The organism is Flavobacteriales bacterium, from assembly GCA_020635395.1.
Lineage (GTDB): Bacteria > Bacteroidota > Bacteroidia > NS11-12g > UBA9320 > UBA987.
The window spans coordinates 180,915-198,539 of record JACJZV010000004.1; the positions used below are offsets into that span (position 1 = coordinate 180,915).

Annotated in this window: 13 protein-coding genes; 8 read left to right on the top strand and 5 right to left on the bottom strand. The window is 40.1% G+C overall.

All coding sequences use genetic code 11. The features are described from left to right. Positions 1–240 precede the first annotated feature (240 nt). On the top strand, positions 241–744 hold the full coding sequence (locus H6607_11980; protein ID MCB9263084.1) for a UpxY family transcription antiterminator: 504 nt from the start codon (positions 241–243) through the stop codon (positions 742–744). 49 nt (positions 745–793) lie between these two features. Here H6607_11980 and H6607_11985 read toward each other — a convergent pair whose 3' ends face one another. The 5 genes from H6607_11985 to H6607_12005 all read right to left on the bottom strand — a co-directional run bounded on the left by H6607_11985 (position 794) and on the right by H6607_12005 (position 4,677). Further along, complete coding sequence (locus H6607_11985; GenBank protein ID MCB9263085.1) at positions 794–1,927, bottom strand: OmpA family protein; 1,134 nt, start codon at positions 1,925–1,927, stop codon at positions 794–796. Between the two features lie 24 nt (positions 1,928–1,951). Further along, positions 1,952–2,635, bottom strand: a complete 684-nt coding sequence (locus H6607_11990; GenBank protein ID MCB9263086.1) for a hypothetical protein — start codon at positions 2,633–2,635, stop codon at positions 1,952–1,954. 68 nt (positions 2,636–2,703) lie between these two features. Beyond that, positions 2,704–3,030, bottom strand: a complete 327-nt coding sequence (locus H6607_11995; protein MCB9263087.1) for an iron-sulfur cluster assembly accessory protein — start codon at positions 3,028–3,030, stop codon at positions 2,704–2,706. 3 nt (positions 3,031–3,033) lie between these two features. Beyond that, positions 3,034–3,432: a Fe-S cluster assembly scaffold IscU gene (gene iscU, locus H6607_12000; protein ID MCB9263088.1), complete on the bottom strand. Its 399-nt coding sequence runs from the start codon at positions 3,430–3,432 to the stop codon at positions 3,034–3,036. Positions 3,433–3,459: 27 nt separating this feature from the next. Next, a complete protein-coding gene (locus H6607_12005) occupies positions 3,460–4,677 on the bottom strand; it encodes an IscS subfamily cysteine desulfurase (protein ID MCB9263089.1) in 1,218 nt (405 codons plus the stop codon). 162 nt (positions 4,678–4,839) lie between these two features. Here H6607_12005 and mce point away from each other — a divergent pair, with 162 nt between their 5' ends. The 7 genes from mce to H6607_12040 all read left to right on the top strand — a co-directional run bounded on the left by mce (position 4,840) and on the right by H6607_12040 (position 17,580). Beyond that, on the top strand, positions 4,840–5,253 hold the full coding sequence (gene mce / locus H6607_12010; protein MCB9263090.1) for a methylmalonyl-CoA epimerase: 414 nt from the start codon (positions 4,840–4,842) through the stop codon (positions 5,251–5,253). 15 nt (positions 5,254–5,268) lie between these two features. Beyond that, on the top strand, positions 5,269–6,456 hold the full coding sequence (locus H6607_12015; GenBank protein MCB9263091.1) for an amidohydrolase: 1,188 nt from the start codon (positions 5,269–5,271) through the stop codon (positions 6,454–6,456). Next, positions 6,453–6,821, top strand: coding sequence for a YraN family protein (locus H6607_12020; GenBank protein ID MCB9263092.1), 369 nt, complete (start codon positions 6,453–6,455; stop codon positions 6,819–6,821). Before H6607_12015 ends, H6607_12020 begins: the two co-directional genes overlap by 4 nt. Positions 6,822–7,397: 576 nt before the next feature. Next, the gene (locus tag H6607_12025) at positions 7,398–12,257 is read left to right on the top strand and encodes a DUF2341 domain-containing protein (GenBank protein ID MCB9263093.1); all 4,860 of its coding nucleotides are present in this window, start codon (positions 7,398–7,400) and stop codon (positions 12,255–12,257) included. Between the two features lie 18 nt (positions 12,258–12,275). Then, positions 12,276–14,273 carry a PorP/SprF family type IX secretion system membrane protein gene (locus tag H6607_12030; protein MCB9263094.1) on the top strand — a complete coding sequence of 666 codons (1,998 nt, stop codon included), beginning with the start codon at positions 12,276–12,278 and terminating at the stop codon, positions 14,271–14,273. A gap of 179 nt (positions 14,274–14,452) precedes the next feature. After that, positions 14,453–16,714: an aconitate hydratase gene (locus H6607_12035; protein ID MCB9263095.1), complete on the top strand. Its 2,262-nt coding sequence runs from the start codon at positions 14,453–14,455 to the stop codon at positions 16,712–16,714. A gap of 443 nt (positions 16,715–17,157) precedes the next feature. Continuing rightward, positions 17,158–17,580 carry a hypothetical protein gene (locus H6607_12040; GenBank protein ID MCB9263096.1) on the top strand — a complete coding sequence of 141 codons (423 nt, stop codon included), beginning with the start codon at positions 17,158–17,160 and terminating at the stop codon, positions 17,578–17,580. The last annotated feature ends 45 nt before the right edge of the window (positions 17,581–17,625 follow it).

Sequence of the window (17,625 nt, forward strand, 5' to 3'; positions counted from 1 at the left end):
TCTCCCACTTTTTACCACTATTTCCCACTTTTTGACAGATTTAATATCCACACAATTGTTAAAACACTAATAATGAATGAATTAAAATGTGGGGGATTTTGAAATATTTTATCTCAATTCTAATCAATGGGCTTCCAAAACGAATAAAATTTGACTAAAAAATAAATTTGGTAGAGCAAAGTGGGGAACCATTTAAAGAGATTAAAAATGTAAGTTTGCCATTGCTTTTTTCATAACTCAATGGAAGAAAACAGTTGGAAAGTGATATACGTGGGTGCCAGGCAGGAAAAAAAAGTTGCCAAGAAATTATCTGAATTAGGTATAGAAAATTATTTGCCCCTTGCCAAAAGATTGAGCCAATGGAGTGACCGAAAAAAATGGGTCGAGTTCCCAATGTTCAATGGCTATTTGTTTGTTCGTCCCACACCAAAAGAACGAGAAATTGTTTTGCATCAACATGGGGTTATAAACTATTTGCGATTTGAGCAGGCTGACGCTATTGTAAAAAAACACGAAATCGAAATAATTCAAATAATAGAAAAAGAGGGTTATTACGCAGAAACCATTTTTACCTCGGATGATTTTGAAGTGGGTGACAAAGTGTTGGTAACAGAAGGTCCTTTAAAAGGGCAGGTTGTTGATTTATTGCGAAAAAACAACGAAAAAATGTTTCTAATTGCTTTTGATAGTATTGGCCAAAGCATAAAACTAAATATTCCCATGGAATTTTTGGCAAGAAGTTAAAAAAAAGGCCGCTCAAGCGGCCTTAAAATTTCCTATTAAACTGAATTGATTAGAGCGTAAGGTGTAATTCCACCCTTCTGTTAAGAGCTCTTCCTTCGGCTGTATTGTTTGTAGCCACCGGATTTGCTTCGCCAAACCCATTTGAGGTCATGCGAGAAGCTGCTATTCCTTTGCCCTCAAGATACGCTTTAACTGATGCAGCTCTTCGTTTTGACAAATCCAAATTATGATCTGCACCGCCAGTATTGTCGGTATAGCCTTGAATATCCAATGTTGATTTTGGATAGTCATTCATAATTTTAACTACTTTGTCCAATGATTCGTACGATTCGGCTTTCAAAACATCGCTATCTGTTTCAAAATAGATATTTTTAGCCAAAATCATTACCGTTTCTGCAACCTCAGAACAACCTGATTTAGTCACTTTCACTCCTTTAGGTGTATTCGGACATTTGTCGTCCTTATCCGGTACTCCGTCATTATCAGAATCCATGTCAACCATTGCTCCAGCATTCTTGCCAGTCAAATTATAACCAACTCTTATAAATGGCGTTATACCTTGTCCAAAACCATTTACCGAACCTCCAGGAAAAATTTCCTTAACGCCATCTGATATAGATGTTGCATCTCCGGTTTTAAACATGCCGTAGGCAAGGTTCAATTCCATCCCCACATAGAAGCTTTGATTAATCCAATAATCTGCTCCGATGAAAGGTGCAATTGTGATACCACTAAAATTAAAATCAAAGGTTTCATTATGATTAGCGACATAACCGCTATCAATCGCATTTGTACCTGTCAATCCAATCTTTCCGGTCCTAAATCCAAGACTTCCACCCCAAAAAGGCGAAAATCTTGAGTTTCCATTCCAGTGTTTTTCAACACCCAATCCGATACCAAAACTTGATATTTTTGTTACATAATCTCCTTTAATGTTTACACTATCAGGTGCAGCAATAAAGTTTTGGGTGATATTAGCATTATTAAAGCTAAAATCTGCTCTCAACCCAAGCGTAGGAGATAAAAAATATCTTGCTCTTAAATTGGGTAATATAAAATTGGGACCTATGGAATTTAAGTTTCCACCGGCCTCAATCAATACATCACCATCTGTTTGTTTTTGAGCAAAACCATTTGCACCAAACACACCAAGTATCAGTAATATTATACTGAATCTTTTCATAATTGAAAATCCTTGTGTGTTCAATTATTTCAAAAGAAAACCTACTCTGAAAGAAGGGTTAATGAATTCGCCTAAAGTAGAAACCTTGCCACCCGGAGTAACAGTGGTAGAAGTACTTGGAGTTGTTCCACTTGTTACTGTCATTTCTTCATCACCAACAGTGGCCGCGGTAAAACCGAATCCTAATTGGGTACCAAGGTAGAATGAATTTCCAACCCAATAATCAGCACCAAGCAAGGCTGCAATGCCAAATGAAGAAACTTTCATTGAACTTGTAGAGCTGTAGTTTGCCATATACGTGCTACCATCAGAGTTTGAACCTTCTGTAGAAAAACTTCCACTTGAAAATCCTAATTGAGCACCAACAAATGGAGAAAAACGATTGTTTCCTGAAAAATGATTTTCAATACCCAACCCTACACCAAAACCAGAAGCCTTTGCCATGTATGAACCAGCAGTACCTGTTCCATCCGGAAATTCTTTAAAATTGGAAGTAGCACTTGTACTGTTAATAGACAAATCTAAACGGGCTACCATGTTGTCAGACAAGAAATATCTGAAACGAAGACTTGACAAACCGAAGTTGTCATTTAAAGTAGATAAATTGAATTGTGCCTCAGTGGCCAAATCACCTTGAACCGGTTTTTGAGCCAATACAAAAATTGAAGACAACAAAAGAATCGAAGTTGTGATAAATGCTTTTTTCATATCTTAAAACTTTTTGCACAAACTTATGATTATTTTTTTTTGATAAACAAATGATTTTTAAACAACTATTAAACCGCGAAGCTCTCACCGCAGCCACAAGTTCTTGTTGCGTTTGGGTTAATGAAGTTAAATCCGCGTCCGTTCAGCCCGTCTGTAAAGTCTAATTCGGTGCCACACAAATACAAAAATGATTTCATATCGCACACAATTTTGGCACCGTTTGATTCAAATACCTGATCACCTTCTTTCTCCTCATTATCGAAGTCAAGGTTGTAACTCAAACCGCTGCAGCCTCCGCCAATTACCGAAACTCGAATAAAATAGTCTGCTGTAAGATGTTCTTCAGCCATCAATTGGTTTATTTTTGTCAGAGCCGGTGGTGTTATTGTTATCATAACTTATGCAATCTCTTCCAACCCTTGTTTTTTGCGATAATCGTTGATGGCGGTTTTTATGGCATCTTCTGCCAAAACAGAGCAGTGAATTTTAACCGGCGGCAGTGCCAATTCTTCCACAATTGCCATGTTGTCTATTTGCATGGCCTCATCGATGGATTTTCCTTTTAACCATTCTGTGGCCAATGATGAGGAGGCAATGGCCGAACCACAGCCAAATGTCTTGAATTTCGCATCTTCGATTATTCCGGTGGCATCATTTACCTGAATTTGAAGACGCATTACATCACCACATTCGGGTGCCCCAACAAGGCCAGTGCCAACGTTTTTCGACTCTTTATCCAAGGTTCCTATGTTTCTTGGATTGTTGTAATGATCAATAACTTTTTGTGAGTATGCCATTTTTTGTCTTTTTCAATTGTTGTTATATCAGTGTTCTTGCCACTGAACAGATTTTAAATCAATACCTTCTTTAAACATTTCCCAGAGTGGACTCATGTCTCTCAACTTATTAACTGCTGTTTTAACATGGTCTATGGCAAAATCTATTTCCTCTTCGGTGGTAAACCTGCCCAATCCAAATCTAAGTGAGCTGTGAGCCAGTTCATCATCCAATCCTAAATTTTTGAGAACATAACTTGGCTCTAATGAAGCCGATGTGCATGCCGACCCTGATGAAACGGCGATATCTTTTACCCCCATCATCAAGCCCTCCCCTTCAACATATTTAAAGGAAATGTTGGTTACATGAGGCAACCGATTTTCTTTGTTTCCATTTACATAGGCTTCTTCAATGGTCAACAATTCGGCCTCCAATCTGTCTCTCATTCTCGATAATCGGGCAGCCTCATCAGCCATTTCATTTTTGCACAATTCGCATGCTTTGCCAAACCCCACAATGCCGGGAACATTTAGCGTACCGCTTCTCATGCCTCGCTCATGGCCGCCACCACTCATTTGTGCCGTTACTTTTACCCGTGGGTTTTTTCTCCTCACATACAACGCCCCAACACCTTTTGGCCCATACATTTTGTGAGCCGAGAACGACATCAAATCAATTTTCATCGCCTCCACATCTACCGGAATTTTACCAACGGCTTGGGTTGCATCGGTATGAAAAAGCACGTTGTTTCTGCGGGCTATATCCGCTATTTTTTCAATGGGTTGAATTACTCCAATTTCGTTATTCCCCAACATTACCGAAATAAGTATTGTTTTGGGTGTAATAGCCGCTTCCAGCTCATTTAAATTTATCAAACCATCGGCATTCGGTGCGAGGTAGGTTACTTCAGCCCCGCTTTTCTCCACTTCTTTGCACGAATCCAAAATGGCTTTGTGTTCTGTATTGACCGTTATGATATGGTTACCTTTGGCCGCATACATTTCAAAAACACCTTTGATTGCCAAATTATCAGACTCTGTTGCACCCGAGGTAAAAATAATTTCTTTTGAAGAAGCATTAATAAGTGCTGCGATTTGCTCGCGAGCATAGTCAACAGCCTCCTCTGCATCCCAACCAAAAGGATGATTTCGGCTGGCCGCATTTCCAAATTTTGAAGTAAAATAAGGCATCATTGCTTCCAAAACCCTCGGATCCATTGGGGTTGTAGCATTGTTGTCGAGATAAATCGGTAACGATAACGTCATTATTTTTATTTAGATTAATTCTACACTGCAAATATAACTGCATAAATCAGAAATTGTTTACAACTCTTGGAGAATTTAGTTGTGCCGGCCACTTTGAGCCAAAGACCCAATCGAATCAATCCAACTTTTATTTTTACTTTGCCCAAAATTCATAAAACATTGATACGTAAAATCGAACATTTGGGGATTGCAGTTAAATCATTGATTGATTCGGATGATTTATTTTCAAAATTGCTAAACATAGAACCCTACAAAAAGGAAGTGGTGGAGTCGGAGGCCGTTTCAACATCCTTTTTTTTGTTGGGACAGACAAAAGTGGAACTTTTGGAGTCGAAAAATGAAACCAGTGCCATTGCAAAATATATTGACAAACGGGGCGAAGGCATACATCATATTGCCTTAGATGTAATTGACATGGACTTTGAAATTGACCGACTAAAAAAACTCGGATTCCTTTTTATTAATGAAAATGCCAAGGCAGGTGCCGACGGCAAAAAAATTGTTTTTCTTCATCCTAAGTCCACCAATGGTGTGTTGGTAGAACTATGCGAAGACATAAACAACCCAACTGTTTAATACTACTTTTGCACTATGCTTGCTCAAACAATAAAACAACTTTGCAACCAACATTTTAGCGAAATTCAAGCGTTTCGACAAGAAATGCATGCCAACCCCGAACTTTCGTTTCAAGAATTTGAAACACAAAAACGGGTAAAAGCGTACCTCGAAAAAATTGGCATTCAAAACATTCAAACATGTGCTACCACAGGTTTGGTAGCGTTGATTGAGGGGAAAAAACCTACGAAGAAAACCATTGCTCTTCGAGCAGATATTGATGCCTTACCGATTAATGAACTAAACAACTGCTCGTACAAATCTCAAAACGAAGGAGTTATGCACGCCTGTGGACACGATGTGCATACGGCCAGTCTTTTGGGGGCGGCACAAATTCTCCAACAACTAAAAAATGAATTTGAAGGAACGATAAAACTGGTTTTTCAACCTGGAGAAGAAAAATTGCCCGGCGGTGCCTCTATTATGATACAAGAGGGTGTGCTGCGAAACCCCACCGTTGAAAAAATGGTTGGCCAACATGTGATGCCTCTGATAGATGCAGGGAAAGTGGGATTTAGAAAAGGTTTATATATGGCCAGTGCCGACGAAATTTACATTACCATTCACGGCAAAGGTGGCCACGCCGCACATCCGCATCAAAACATTGACCCGGTAGCCATTTCTGCACAGGTTATAACGGCCTTGCAGCAAGTGGTTAGCCGACAGGCAAAACCTTCAATACCCAGTGTGCTGAGCATTGGTAAAATTGTTGGCCTGGGAGCCACCAACATCATTCCGGACAAGGTAGAAATGGAAGGCACTTTTCGCACGTTTAATGAGGAGTGGCGGGCAGAAGCTCACCAAAAAATAGTCAAAATAACCCGCGAAATTACCGAAGCACTTGGTGGCACATGCGATGTGGAAGTAAAAAAAGGGTATCCGTATTTAGAGAACAACCCTGAGGTGACAGAGCAGGCAAAAAAATCTGCAATCGAGTATTTGGGAGAAGAAAATGTATTGGATTTGGACATTTGGCCTGCCGGAGAAGATTTTGCTTTTTACTCGCAGGTTGTGCCAAGCACTTTTTATAGATTGGGAATACGAAACCAACAGAAAGGAATAACCTCAATGCTACATACGCCCACTTTTGATATTGACGAAGAGGCACTTCGGGTGGGTGCTGGGTTGATGGCCTATATTGCCCTAAAACAATTAGCCGAATGACCAAAAACGCCAAAAAAGAATTGGGCGAAAAAGGAGAAGAACTTGCCGCAAAACACCTGCAATCAAAAGGTTATGAGATAATTCACAAAAACTACCGAAGCGGTCGAGCCGAAATAGACATTATTGCTCAAATAGGCAACGACACTGTTTTTGTAGAGGTTAAAACCAGAAACACACACTATTTCGGTAATCCTGAAGAATTTGTCTCGACCAACAAAGAACAGCTATATTTTGCGGCAGCCGATGAATACTGCTCAAAAAATGAAATTGAACATGGTATTCGCTTCGATATAATCTCCGTAGTTATAGAAAAAAACAACACCGAAATAACGCACTTTGAAGATGCGTTCTGGCCCATGGCGTAACTGTACCATTTTGGGTTGTGCATAAAGCCTATTGAGAATTCCTCATTTCTGCAATGTGAGACCTCTTCCCGAAGCCCACAAACAACCGACTGATTATAAAAGGTTTATCAAAATCGCACATCTTTATTATAGTTGACAATTTACGGCAATAGGTTAGAAAAGGTGCTATTATACCCAATGTACCAATTAAGTTTCAATCTATTTTCCTATGCACATATTCTAATCAAATAGAAAATACTGGGCGTTATTCTTTCGTAAAAATCTGATTTAATTTGGGGTATAACTGTGTATTCAAACTTATTTGTAACATAAGAATAGTTCGATTGTACTAAATTTAGAACACATCTCAATTTTCCTTTTTTCTTAAATATAATGCATTAATAATCAAATAATTAACATCAATTATCCACCTTTCATTTTTACTTAAGAGTTTCTCATATCCCAAGTCTATTTCCAAAATTGAGAGATATAAACAACCTCTCGATTTGTTCGATATTTCAGATACATCTTGGTTTGCAAAAGTGATAATGGCTCATAATGCCATTAATTAAGTTGTTATTCAAAAAAAATAGAAATATGCAAAAATTATCTTTTACCCGCTTAAAGGTAGTTCTGTTGGCTGTTGTGGGAGTTATTTTGTTCAGCTCAAACAAAGTTCTTTCACAGCCCTGTTACTCAGGTTATCAGTACAGAGTACCAATTATTATAGACAACAGTAAAAATTCATCCCTCTCCGATTTTCAATTAATGATAACCATCAACAGTTATTCATTAATTACAAATGGTAAGATGCAAAGTTTAGGTCAGGATTTAAGATTCTTGAACAGTAAGGGCACGTATTTACCGTTTTGGATTGAAGATAATACGATTAATACCTCCACAACCAATGTTTGGATAAGGGTAGATACATTGCATAATTACACCAACGATACAATTTATATGTATTATGGTAATTCGACTGCATCCGCAGCGAGCAATTCACAAACCACTTTTCAGTTGATGGATGATTTTAATGGCTCCTCTCTTTCTGGTTCGTGGTCGAGCTGCGGAAGTGGAAGTGCCTCTGTAACCGGAGGAAAATTAAACCTATCTTCAACTGGCGGGAGTATTGCCATAAAATCTTCAACAGGTTTTACCGGCTCTCTTTTGGTGGAATTGTTGGGCGTAAACTATGCCTCCGGAAATTTAATTGCGGGCCAAATAAACACCTCAGATTATGGCTACGGGATTTTGCACAACGGTAGTACAGTGCAGATGAACACTCTTGCACCCAATTCGGGTTGTTATGCATGGTCAGGTTTTGGCTCTACAAACTCCACAAGTATTGGTTCAAAACTGAGCTTTGTTTGGAGCGGAAGCACTCAAATTGCAAATTGGAGTACTTCAGGAATGACAACTACAAATTCAACCAACAGCAGTACAACATACCAACGCGGTTTTGTTAGTCTAAGCGGCTCTGCGGGTTCTGTGCAAATTGATCAAATTAGGATTAGGAAATATGCAGTGAACACACCAAGCTATTCCATTAGCAATGAGCAAAACATGAACTACACCATTAGTGCTACCTATTCTACACCTCTTTGCGAGGGAGGGAACTTGTTTCTTCAAGTAAACAGCATTACCGGTGCAAAATATAGTTGGACGGGGCCTAATGGATTTACGTCCAAACTACAAAACCCACAAATTACAGGTGTAAAACAAACCGATGGCGGGCGATATGATTTAACCGTTGAAATACCGAATGGGTGTGCCAGCAAATCATCATCAGTTAACGTAAACGTATCCGCTAAAGCAGTGGGTGGAACGATAAGCGGAACACAAACGGTATGCCCCAATTCAAATGCAGGACAGCTTTCATTAAGCGGTCATACGGGTAACGTGCAGCGTTGGGATTCGGCTCATTCATCTACCGGCCCATGGTATCCTATAAAGAATACAGGATTAAACCAAGCATACCTTAATTTAAGTGCAACGACCTATTATAGAGCCATAGTTGCCAACGGAAATTGTTCTGTGGATAGTTCGTCTATTGCCACCATTACCGTGACACCTCCTTCTGATGGCGGTTATATTGATGGAGCCGCAACGGTGTGTGCCTCCGCCAATTCAGGTATTGTTACAGTAAAAAGCTATGTTGGCAATATTTTGAGATGGCAAAGTAGCTTAAACGGAAATTTGTGGACGGATATAGTTAATAAAGGAGCAAACCATAGCTACAACAACCTTGCACAATCTACCCATTTTAGAGCTGTTGTTCAAAACGGCAATTGTGATGTGGCCTTTTCTACGCCCGCACTTATTACGGTTGATCAACCTACATTAGGCGGATATGTTGACGGCAGTGCCTCCGTTTGTAGTGGTAGCAACAGTGGCTGGTTGGTGCTAAAAAATTATCGAGGTAGTGTACTTTCTTGGGAGTATTCTTTAACCGGTTCTACTATATGGTATGCGGTTTCTAACACAACCGACAGCTTAAAATATCAAAACATAACCCTTTCAACTCAATACAGAGCGGTGTTAAAAAACAACACGTGCAACGTAGAAGTTTCTACACCCGCCACATTGGCTATTGTTGGTCAGTCGGCATCCGGCACCCTAAGTGGTGGAAAAGAAGTGTGTGCATCTGGAAATTCAGGAGTTATGAATTTGGCCAACTACACCGGAAAAATTGTTAAATGGCAATATAACACGCCCAATGCAACATGGACAGATATTTCGCATACTGCCGATGTGTATTATTTTTCAAGTCTTTCAGACACTACAAATTATAGGGTAATTGTAGCCAACGGAAGTTGCCAGGCAGATACCTCAAACGTTCAAACCATTCTTGTAAATCCAGTTTCGAACGGAGGTTACATTGATGGCGATGATTTGATATGTGTGAGCAGTGGCAAAGCCTCGATTGAACTAAAATCGTGGGTGGGTGATATTGAAGATTGGCAAACATCTACCAGCGGTTATGCACCCTGGATTTCAACAAACAAAACTTCTTCTACCATCACCCTTGATACTATTAAAGCCAACTGCTATGTGCGGGCAATAGTGAAAAGCGGGGTTTGCCAGAGCCAAAATTCAACCATTTACAAAATTACCGTAAGCTCTTTGAGCGATGCAGGAAAAATTTCTAACGATATAAACCTATGTAAAGGCAGCAATTACGGAGTAATAAAAATAAGCAACTACAGCGGAGATGTTGTAAAATGGCAAACCAGCACATCTACTACTGGTGGATGGTCGGATGTATTTAGAAATACAGACCGATATGATGTGCAGAATATCGACACAAGCGAATATGTGAGAGCCATAGTTCAAAACGGAGTATGTCCATCCGACACAAGTGATGTAGCCGCCATTATTGTTCATGAATATAGCGATGGTGGAAATATTTTTGGTGACACCATATTCTGTTCATCCACAAACAATGGAATTGTAACCCTTGCCAACATTACCGGGGTAGTAAACCATTGGGAGTATAGCACCAATTTGGGTGGAAAATGGGCTCAAATAAACAGCACATCGGACAGTCTAACATTCAACAACGTTGCGGGTACAACGCAGTATAGAGCTGTCATAAAAAATGGTGCCTGCCAATCAGTTTATTCACCCATAGCTACAATAACAATTCAAAGTGCTTCCAATGCCGGTGTGCTTACCGCCGACCAATCGGAAGTGTGTGAGGGTTCTAACTTTGGAAACATCATTTTGGATAAATATTTGGGTCAAATAAAAGGATGGCAGATTTATAAAACTGGCACAGGATGGATTGATGATAACTATACTACCGCTCAGAGAAGTTACACTAACTTAAACGAAACAACGCGTTATAGAGTGGTTGTTCAAAACAGCATTTGTGCCGTGGATACTTCAAACGAAGTGGAAATTAAAGTTTCATTGAACACCTTATCAGGCAAAATATCGGGCGTTGCAGAAGTTTGTAAAGATGGTGGTATAACCACGCTTAAAATAAACGGACAAACCGGCCAAGTACTTGATTGGGAAACAACGGAAAATCTATACTACAATTGGACTTCGTTGGGAAGCGATACTTTAAATTTACCTGTTTCAAACAATGCCACATCTGCCTACTACCGAGCAATAATTAAAAGCGGCGTTTGCAACCTTGTACATACCGAACCATTTCAGGTTACCTCATTCGAAAAGTCGGATGCCGGAACATTAATGGGAGGCCGAGAGCTGTGCAATGGGCAAAATGAGGGCTACTTGGAACTTACCAATTATACCGGAAAAATTGTTGATTGGCAAATCGATACTTCGTCAACTTGGAAGCCACTCGGATTTACTGGAGAATTGTATTGGTACGAAAACTTGGGCAAAAACACACACTATAGAGCCATTGTAAAAAATGGCGTTTGCCCTGCTGATACAGGCAATTTGGTTCAAATGACTATTAACCCATTGCCAAAATTAGATTTTGTTACCAAAAATTTGTGCCACAATCAAGTCGCTTCCTTTGTGGATATGAGCACTATTTCGAGTGGCAAAATAGCAAAAAGAAATTGGCAGGTTTCGGATGGTTTTATCGGTAGAGATTCAGCTTTCAGCAAACTGTTTACCACACCCGGAATTTACACTGTTTTCTTAACTGCCACCACCGACAAGGGTTGTGTGGAAACGCTTGAAAAAAGCATTGTAGTGGGCGAAACTCCAGTAGCGTTCTTCTCATTAGAAAACGGGGTAAGCCTAAATGCTGCATGTTTAGGAGTAAGCACCAAATTTGTTGACAATACAAATTATTCTTCAAAATCAGAATTAGATTATTTCTGGGATTTTGGCAACGGAAAAACCTCAACTGCCCAAACTCCTTCTAATTATTATGACACCGCGGGACACTATCCTGTTACGTTGATAACTACTACCCGTCAGGGCTGTTCAGACACTTTTACCTATAACTTAGAAATCTTGAAACAAAATCCTCCGCAAGTTAAAAACAGCAGCGTGCAAGCCAGCGTAGGTGTAGGTATGCAGCTACAAGCCAGCGGAAGCGAAAAATACAAGTGGTATCCAGCCCAATTCTTGGATGACCCCACTAGTGCAAAACCTGTTGCCACCGTTACCCAAAACACTCTTTTTGTGGTAGAGGGCACTGATTACTATGGTTGTAAAAGTATAGATTCTGTATGGGTATATGTTACTGAAGATTTCTTGGTTTTCCCAAACAATGTTATTACACCAGATCGCAACAATCAAAACGATTATTGGATTGTAAACAACATTGAAAATTATCCAGAAAACAAGGTATCTGTTTTTGACAGATGGGGAAGAGAAGTGTTTAGCACAAAACATTATCAAAACGATTGGGACGGCACAAACAAAAAAGGCCAATATTTGATGGATGGAACCTATTATTATGTAATAGAATTCGACAATTCAGATAAGGTATATAAAGGAGCGATAACCGTAGTAAATAATCAATAAAATATTAAAATTAAGAAAATGAAAACAAGACTTATAACACTCATATTTGTTGGTTTATCTACCTTTAGCATAGGTTTAGCCCAACAAACCGCTTTGGTCAATCATTACAACATCAACCGATTTTTGATAAATCCGGCAAATGCTGGAACCAACGGTAACAGTCTATTTATTTTAAACAGAAATCAGTGGGTGGATGTGGAAGGTGCACCCGAAACTTTTATTGGCACATTTGATGGCTCGGTGGGCAGCACCAACATAGCCTACGGTGTAACGGTAATGAACGATATTGTTAACATTGTTGGCAAAACCGGAGTTTTTGGAACATACGCCTATAAATTGCCAATCAAAGAATCCATGAGTCTTCGATTTGGCTTGTCTGTAGGTTTTGAGCAAAACAAACTGCTATTTGACCGAGTTAATGCACAAAATCCATTAGAAGTTACTTTGATAAACAACATTGAGCAGCAATCAAATTTTGATGCAAACAGCGGAATAGCGTTCAATGCAAAAAATCTAAACTTGGGCATTGCTGCCTATCAATTGTTCGCCAATCAAGATATGTTTTCAGATGAATTGCGACATGCCGATTACAGTTTCAGCTTTGTTAAACACTACACAGGCAGTGCCTCATATAAGTTCTTTTTAGAAGAAAACAAGCTTAGCCTCGACCCAACCGTGGTGGTTCGATTTGCAAAACAGGTAAATCCTCAAATGGATTATAATCTGTTGTTAAATTGGAAAGATATGGCATGGATTGGCGGTGGATACAGAACCGGATATGGTGCCAATTTTATGGCTGGTGGGGTTTTTGGAAGTCGCTTGTTGGGTAGCTACTCGTATGGACGGTCAATTGGTCCGATACAACGTTTAAGTGTCAATTCACATGAAATTATGTTGGGTTACAAATTTAACGGCATCGTTTCGCGAGATGGCGACAAGGACGGAGTAAGCGATGAATTGGATAAAGAACCCAACACTCCTGAAGGCTGCCCTGTGAATATTTATGGTATTGCATTGGATGATGATATTGACGGTGTGCCTAACTGCAAAGATTTAGAACTCGACACCCGTTTTGGAGCCCCAGTTGACGAAAATGGTATTGCCCTTGACGGAGACAAAGACGGAGTGATAGACCTTTTAGACCACGAGTTGAACACACCCGAAGGCTGCCCAGTTGACAAACTTGGGGTATCTACAGATACAGACCATGATGGTGTACCTGATTGCCGAGACAAACAAATAAACTCACCTTTTGGGGCAAAAGTGGATGCCGATGGTGTGGCCTTAGATAGTGACAATGATGGAGTGTATGACATTTATGATTTAGAACCACTTACGCCACATCAAAAACATATAAATTCTGCTGAACCGGTTGATGCCAGTCAATGTATTGTTGATGAACACGGTATTGCCAAAGACACAGACCTTGATGGAGTACCAGATTGCATTGATCTTGAAATGAACACTCCAAAAGGTGCAATGGTGGATGCTTATGGCCGTGCACTAGATACTGATGGAGATGGCTATCCAGATGGAATTGACCACGAGATAAACTCTCCAAAAGGGGCAAAAGTAGATAACTATGGTGTGGCACTTCCCAGTCCAAATATGCTTGATGACGATGGTGATGGAATACCTAACGCTATCGACCTTGAGCCAAATACGCCCAAAGGAACACCAGTTGATGACCAAGGCCGAGCACTAATCAATCCTGCAATGGTTAATAGGTTAGACATAAAAGATATGGATGACAATTCAACCGAATGGGATTATTACATGGTGGTTGGTGTGTTTCAATTTGAAAGCAACTTAAAAGGATACCGTGCCAAATTAGAAACAAAATATGGTGTAAAAACACAAGTGCTTCAAACCGAGGCCGGATATTATTATGTATGGACCAAAATTGTTGTTACCAAAGAACAGGCCTACGCAGAAAACGACAGGTTGTTGGCCACCAATCTTTCTGAGTATATTGTGGGCAACCCATGGCTTTGGAAAGAGCCAAAAAAGAAATGATGAAACAATACAAAACACTACAAAATTGATGCAAAGGCGAGGTTAATAACCTCGCCTTTTTTTTGCAACCTTGCGTAAGGTATATCGCATGGGTTAATTGATTTAAAGCTAAAAACCTATCTATAAAATTAATAAACTAAAAACCAAATTATTAACTTTGCCACCCTAATAAAAAAGACATGGCATTCGACATAAACCTCATCAAAGAAGTATATTCAAACATCGCCGAAAGAGTTACTGCTGCCCGCCACTTGGTTGGCCGACCATTGACCCTTAGCGAAAAAATACTTTACGCTCACCTGTGGGATAAACTGCCCGAAAAGGCTTTTGAACGAGGCAAGTCGTATGTTGACTTTGCCCCCGACCGCGTGGCCTGTCAAGACGCAACCGCTCAAATGGCTTTGCTACAATTTATGCAGGCCGGAAAAAAGAAAGTGGCAGTGCCAACCACTGTGCATTGCGACCACCTTATTCAGGCAAAAATTGGAGCAACCGAAGATTTGCAAGCGGCTTTAAATTCGAGTAACGAGGTTTTCAATTTCTTGGAATCTGTTTCTAACAAATACGGCATCGGTTTTTGGAAACCCGGAGCAGGAATTATTCATCAGGTTGTGTTGGAAAACTACGCTTTTCCGGGCGGTATGATGATTGGAACCGACTCTCACACGGTTAATGCCGGAGGTTTAGGCATGGTGGCAATAGGTGTTGGTGGTGCCGATGCGGTGGATGTGATGGCCGGAATGGCTTGGGAGCTAAAATTTCCAAAACTTATAGGTGTAAAACTTACCGGAAAACTGAGTGGTTGGACTTCACCTAAAGATGTGATTTTAAAAGTGGCTGGAATTCTTACTGTGAAAGGTGGCACAGGCTGCATTGTTGAATATTTTGGGGAAGGTGCAAAATCGTTGTCTTGTACCGGAAAAGGCACTATCTGCAACATGGGAGCCGAAATTGGGGCAACAACTTCCACCTTTGGGTATGATGAAAGTATGGAACGATACCTTCGAGCCACCGACCGAGCCGATGTGGCCGATGCCGCAAATCAGGTAAAAGAACATTTAACCGGAGATGTCGAAGTTTATGCCACCCCTGAACAATATTTCGACCAAGTGATTGAGATAAATTTATCCGAACTAAAACCACATTTGAATGGCCCTTTCACCCCCGACTTGGCAACTCCGGTTGGCGAAATGACCGAAAAAGCCATTGCCAACGGCTGGCCACTAAATGTTGAGTGGGGTTTGATTGGTTCTTGCACAAACTCTTCTTATGAAGATTTGTCGCGTGCAGCCTCTATTGCAAAACAAGCAATAGACAAAGGCTTGGTTACAAAAGCCGAATTCGGCATAAACCCGGGTTCAGAACAGGTTCGTTTTACCGCAGAGCGAGACGGCCTTTTAAAAATATTTGAAGATTTGAATGCCCGCATTTTTACCAATGCCTGTGGCCCGTGTATTGGCCAATGGGAACGTGCCGGAGCAGATAAAAAAGAGAAAAACACCATCGTTCACTCGTTCAACAGAAACTTTAGCAAACGTGCCGACGGAAACCCCAACACACATGCCTTTGTAACTTCACCAGAAATGGTGGCAGCCTTAGCCATTGCCGGAAAACTTGATTTTAATCCGATGACCGACAAATTGACAAACGCCAATGGTGAAGAAGTGATGTTGGATGAGCCAACCGGATGGGAATTACCTCCAAAAGGTTTTGACGTAAAAGACAACGGCTATTTAGAACCGATGGCCGATGGCTCGGGTGTGGAGGTAGTTGTTGCCCCTGACTCAAAACGATTGCAGTTGTTGGAACCATTTGCAGCTTGGGATGGAAAAAATATAAACGGAGCAAAACTTTTAATAAAGGTAAAAGGCAAATGCACCACCGATCATATTTCAATGGCCGGCCCGTGGTTGACCTATCGTGGACACTTAGATAATATTTCGAACAACTGTTTGATTGGGGCAGTAAATGCTTTCAACGACAAAACGGATGAGGTTTACAACCCTCTTAGTGGCAATTACGAAAGTGTTCCAAAAGTGGCACGAATGATTAAAGCCGCCGGAGAATACTCTGTCGTGGTGGGCGAAGAAAACTACGGCGAAGGCTCATCTCGGGAACATGCGGCCATGGAACCTCGACACTTGGCTGTACGTGCTGTTATTGTAAAGTCTTTTGCACGTATTCACGAAACAAACCTTAAAAAACAAGGTATGCTGGCGTTGACTTTTGCCAACCCCGCCGACTATGACAAAATACAGGAAAAAGACACGTTTGACATTGCCTTAAACGAATTTGCCCCCGGCAAACAAATGACTATCACTTTGCATCACACCGATGGAGCATCGGAAAGTTTTATGGTAAATCATACCTACAACGATTCTCAAATTGAATGGTTTAAAGCCGGTAGTGCATTGAATTTGATAAAACTGATGGAGAAGTAGGGAAATAGTTCATAGACTAATTTTCTGCTGATAATAGTTCTCACTTAGTTTTTACTTCTACCAAAAAATTCATTTTGTCATGGTACAAAATGAGGTAACTTTTCCATACATGGTCAAAGTTGTTTATCATTTTAATGAATTAAATTGGCATTTAATTAAAAACCAACATAATCAAAAAATTAACAACATGACAATCAAGCACTTACACAAAAAATTAACAAAATTTTACCGTGTATTTCCCAAATCCAAAAGGTATTTACGAGAGCATCAAAGATTTGGCAACAGACAAAAACTTTGTCATTACCCCAAGCTCAAGAACCTTTTCTTTGGATGAAAAATTGACGGTTGCAAGCCTTCAAAACGTTGTTAGCGATTTTTTAAAAGACATCTAATTAAAAAGACTTTGTAAAAATGGTCTAATTTTACAGCCAAAATTCAGAATTATGGGACTTAGAGAAATAATGCTTATTCTTCATTTCATTGGTTTGGCCATGGGTGTAGGAACCAGCTTTGCTATGTTATTTTCAAACATTTCATCAAAGAAAATGGATAAAACCACCGCCAATGATTTTATGCTAAAAATGGGTGGAGCGTTGAGCAAAATGGGGCTTATCGGCATCTTTATATTGATTGGATCCGGCTCCATTTTAATGATGGAGACCGCCGCTTGGAAAGGCGACCACTGGTTTTACACAAAACTTCTGTTAGTCTTAATTCTTACCGGTTTAGCTCACGTTATTCCTGCAAACATCAAAAAAGCCCAAAAAGGAGATGAAAAGGCATTGGCCAAAGCCGAAAAAATTGGTAAAATTTCATTTTCGCTGGCTCTGCTGATTATCATTTTGGCTGTAAGCATCTTTAAATAAGCATTTTGCAAACTCGACTTTTACTTCTTGCTCTCCCCCTTTTAT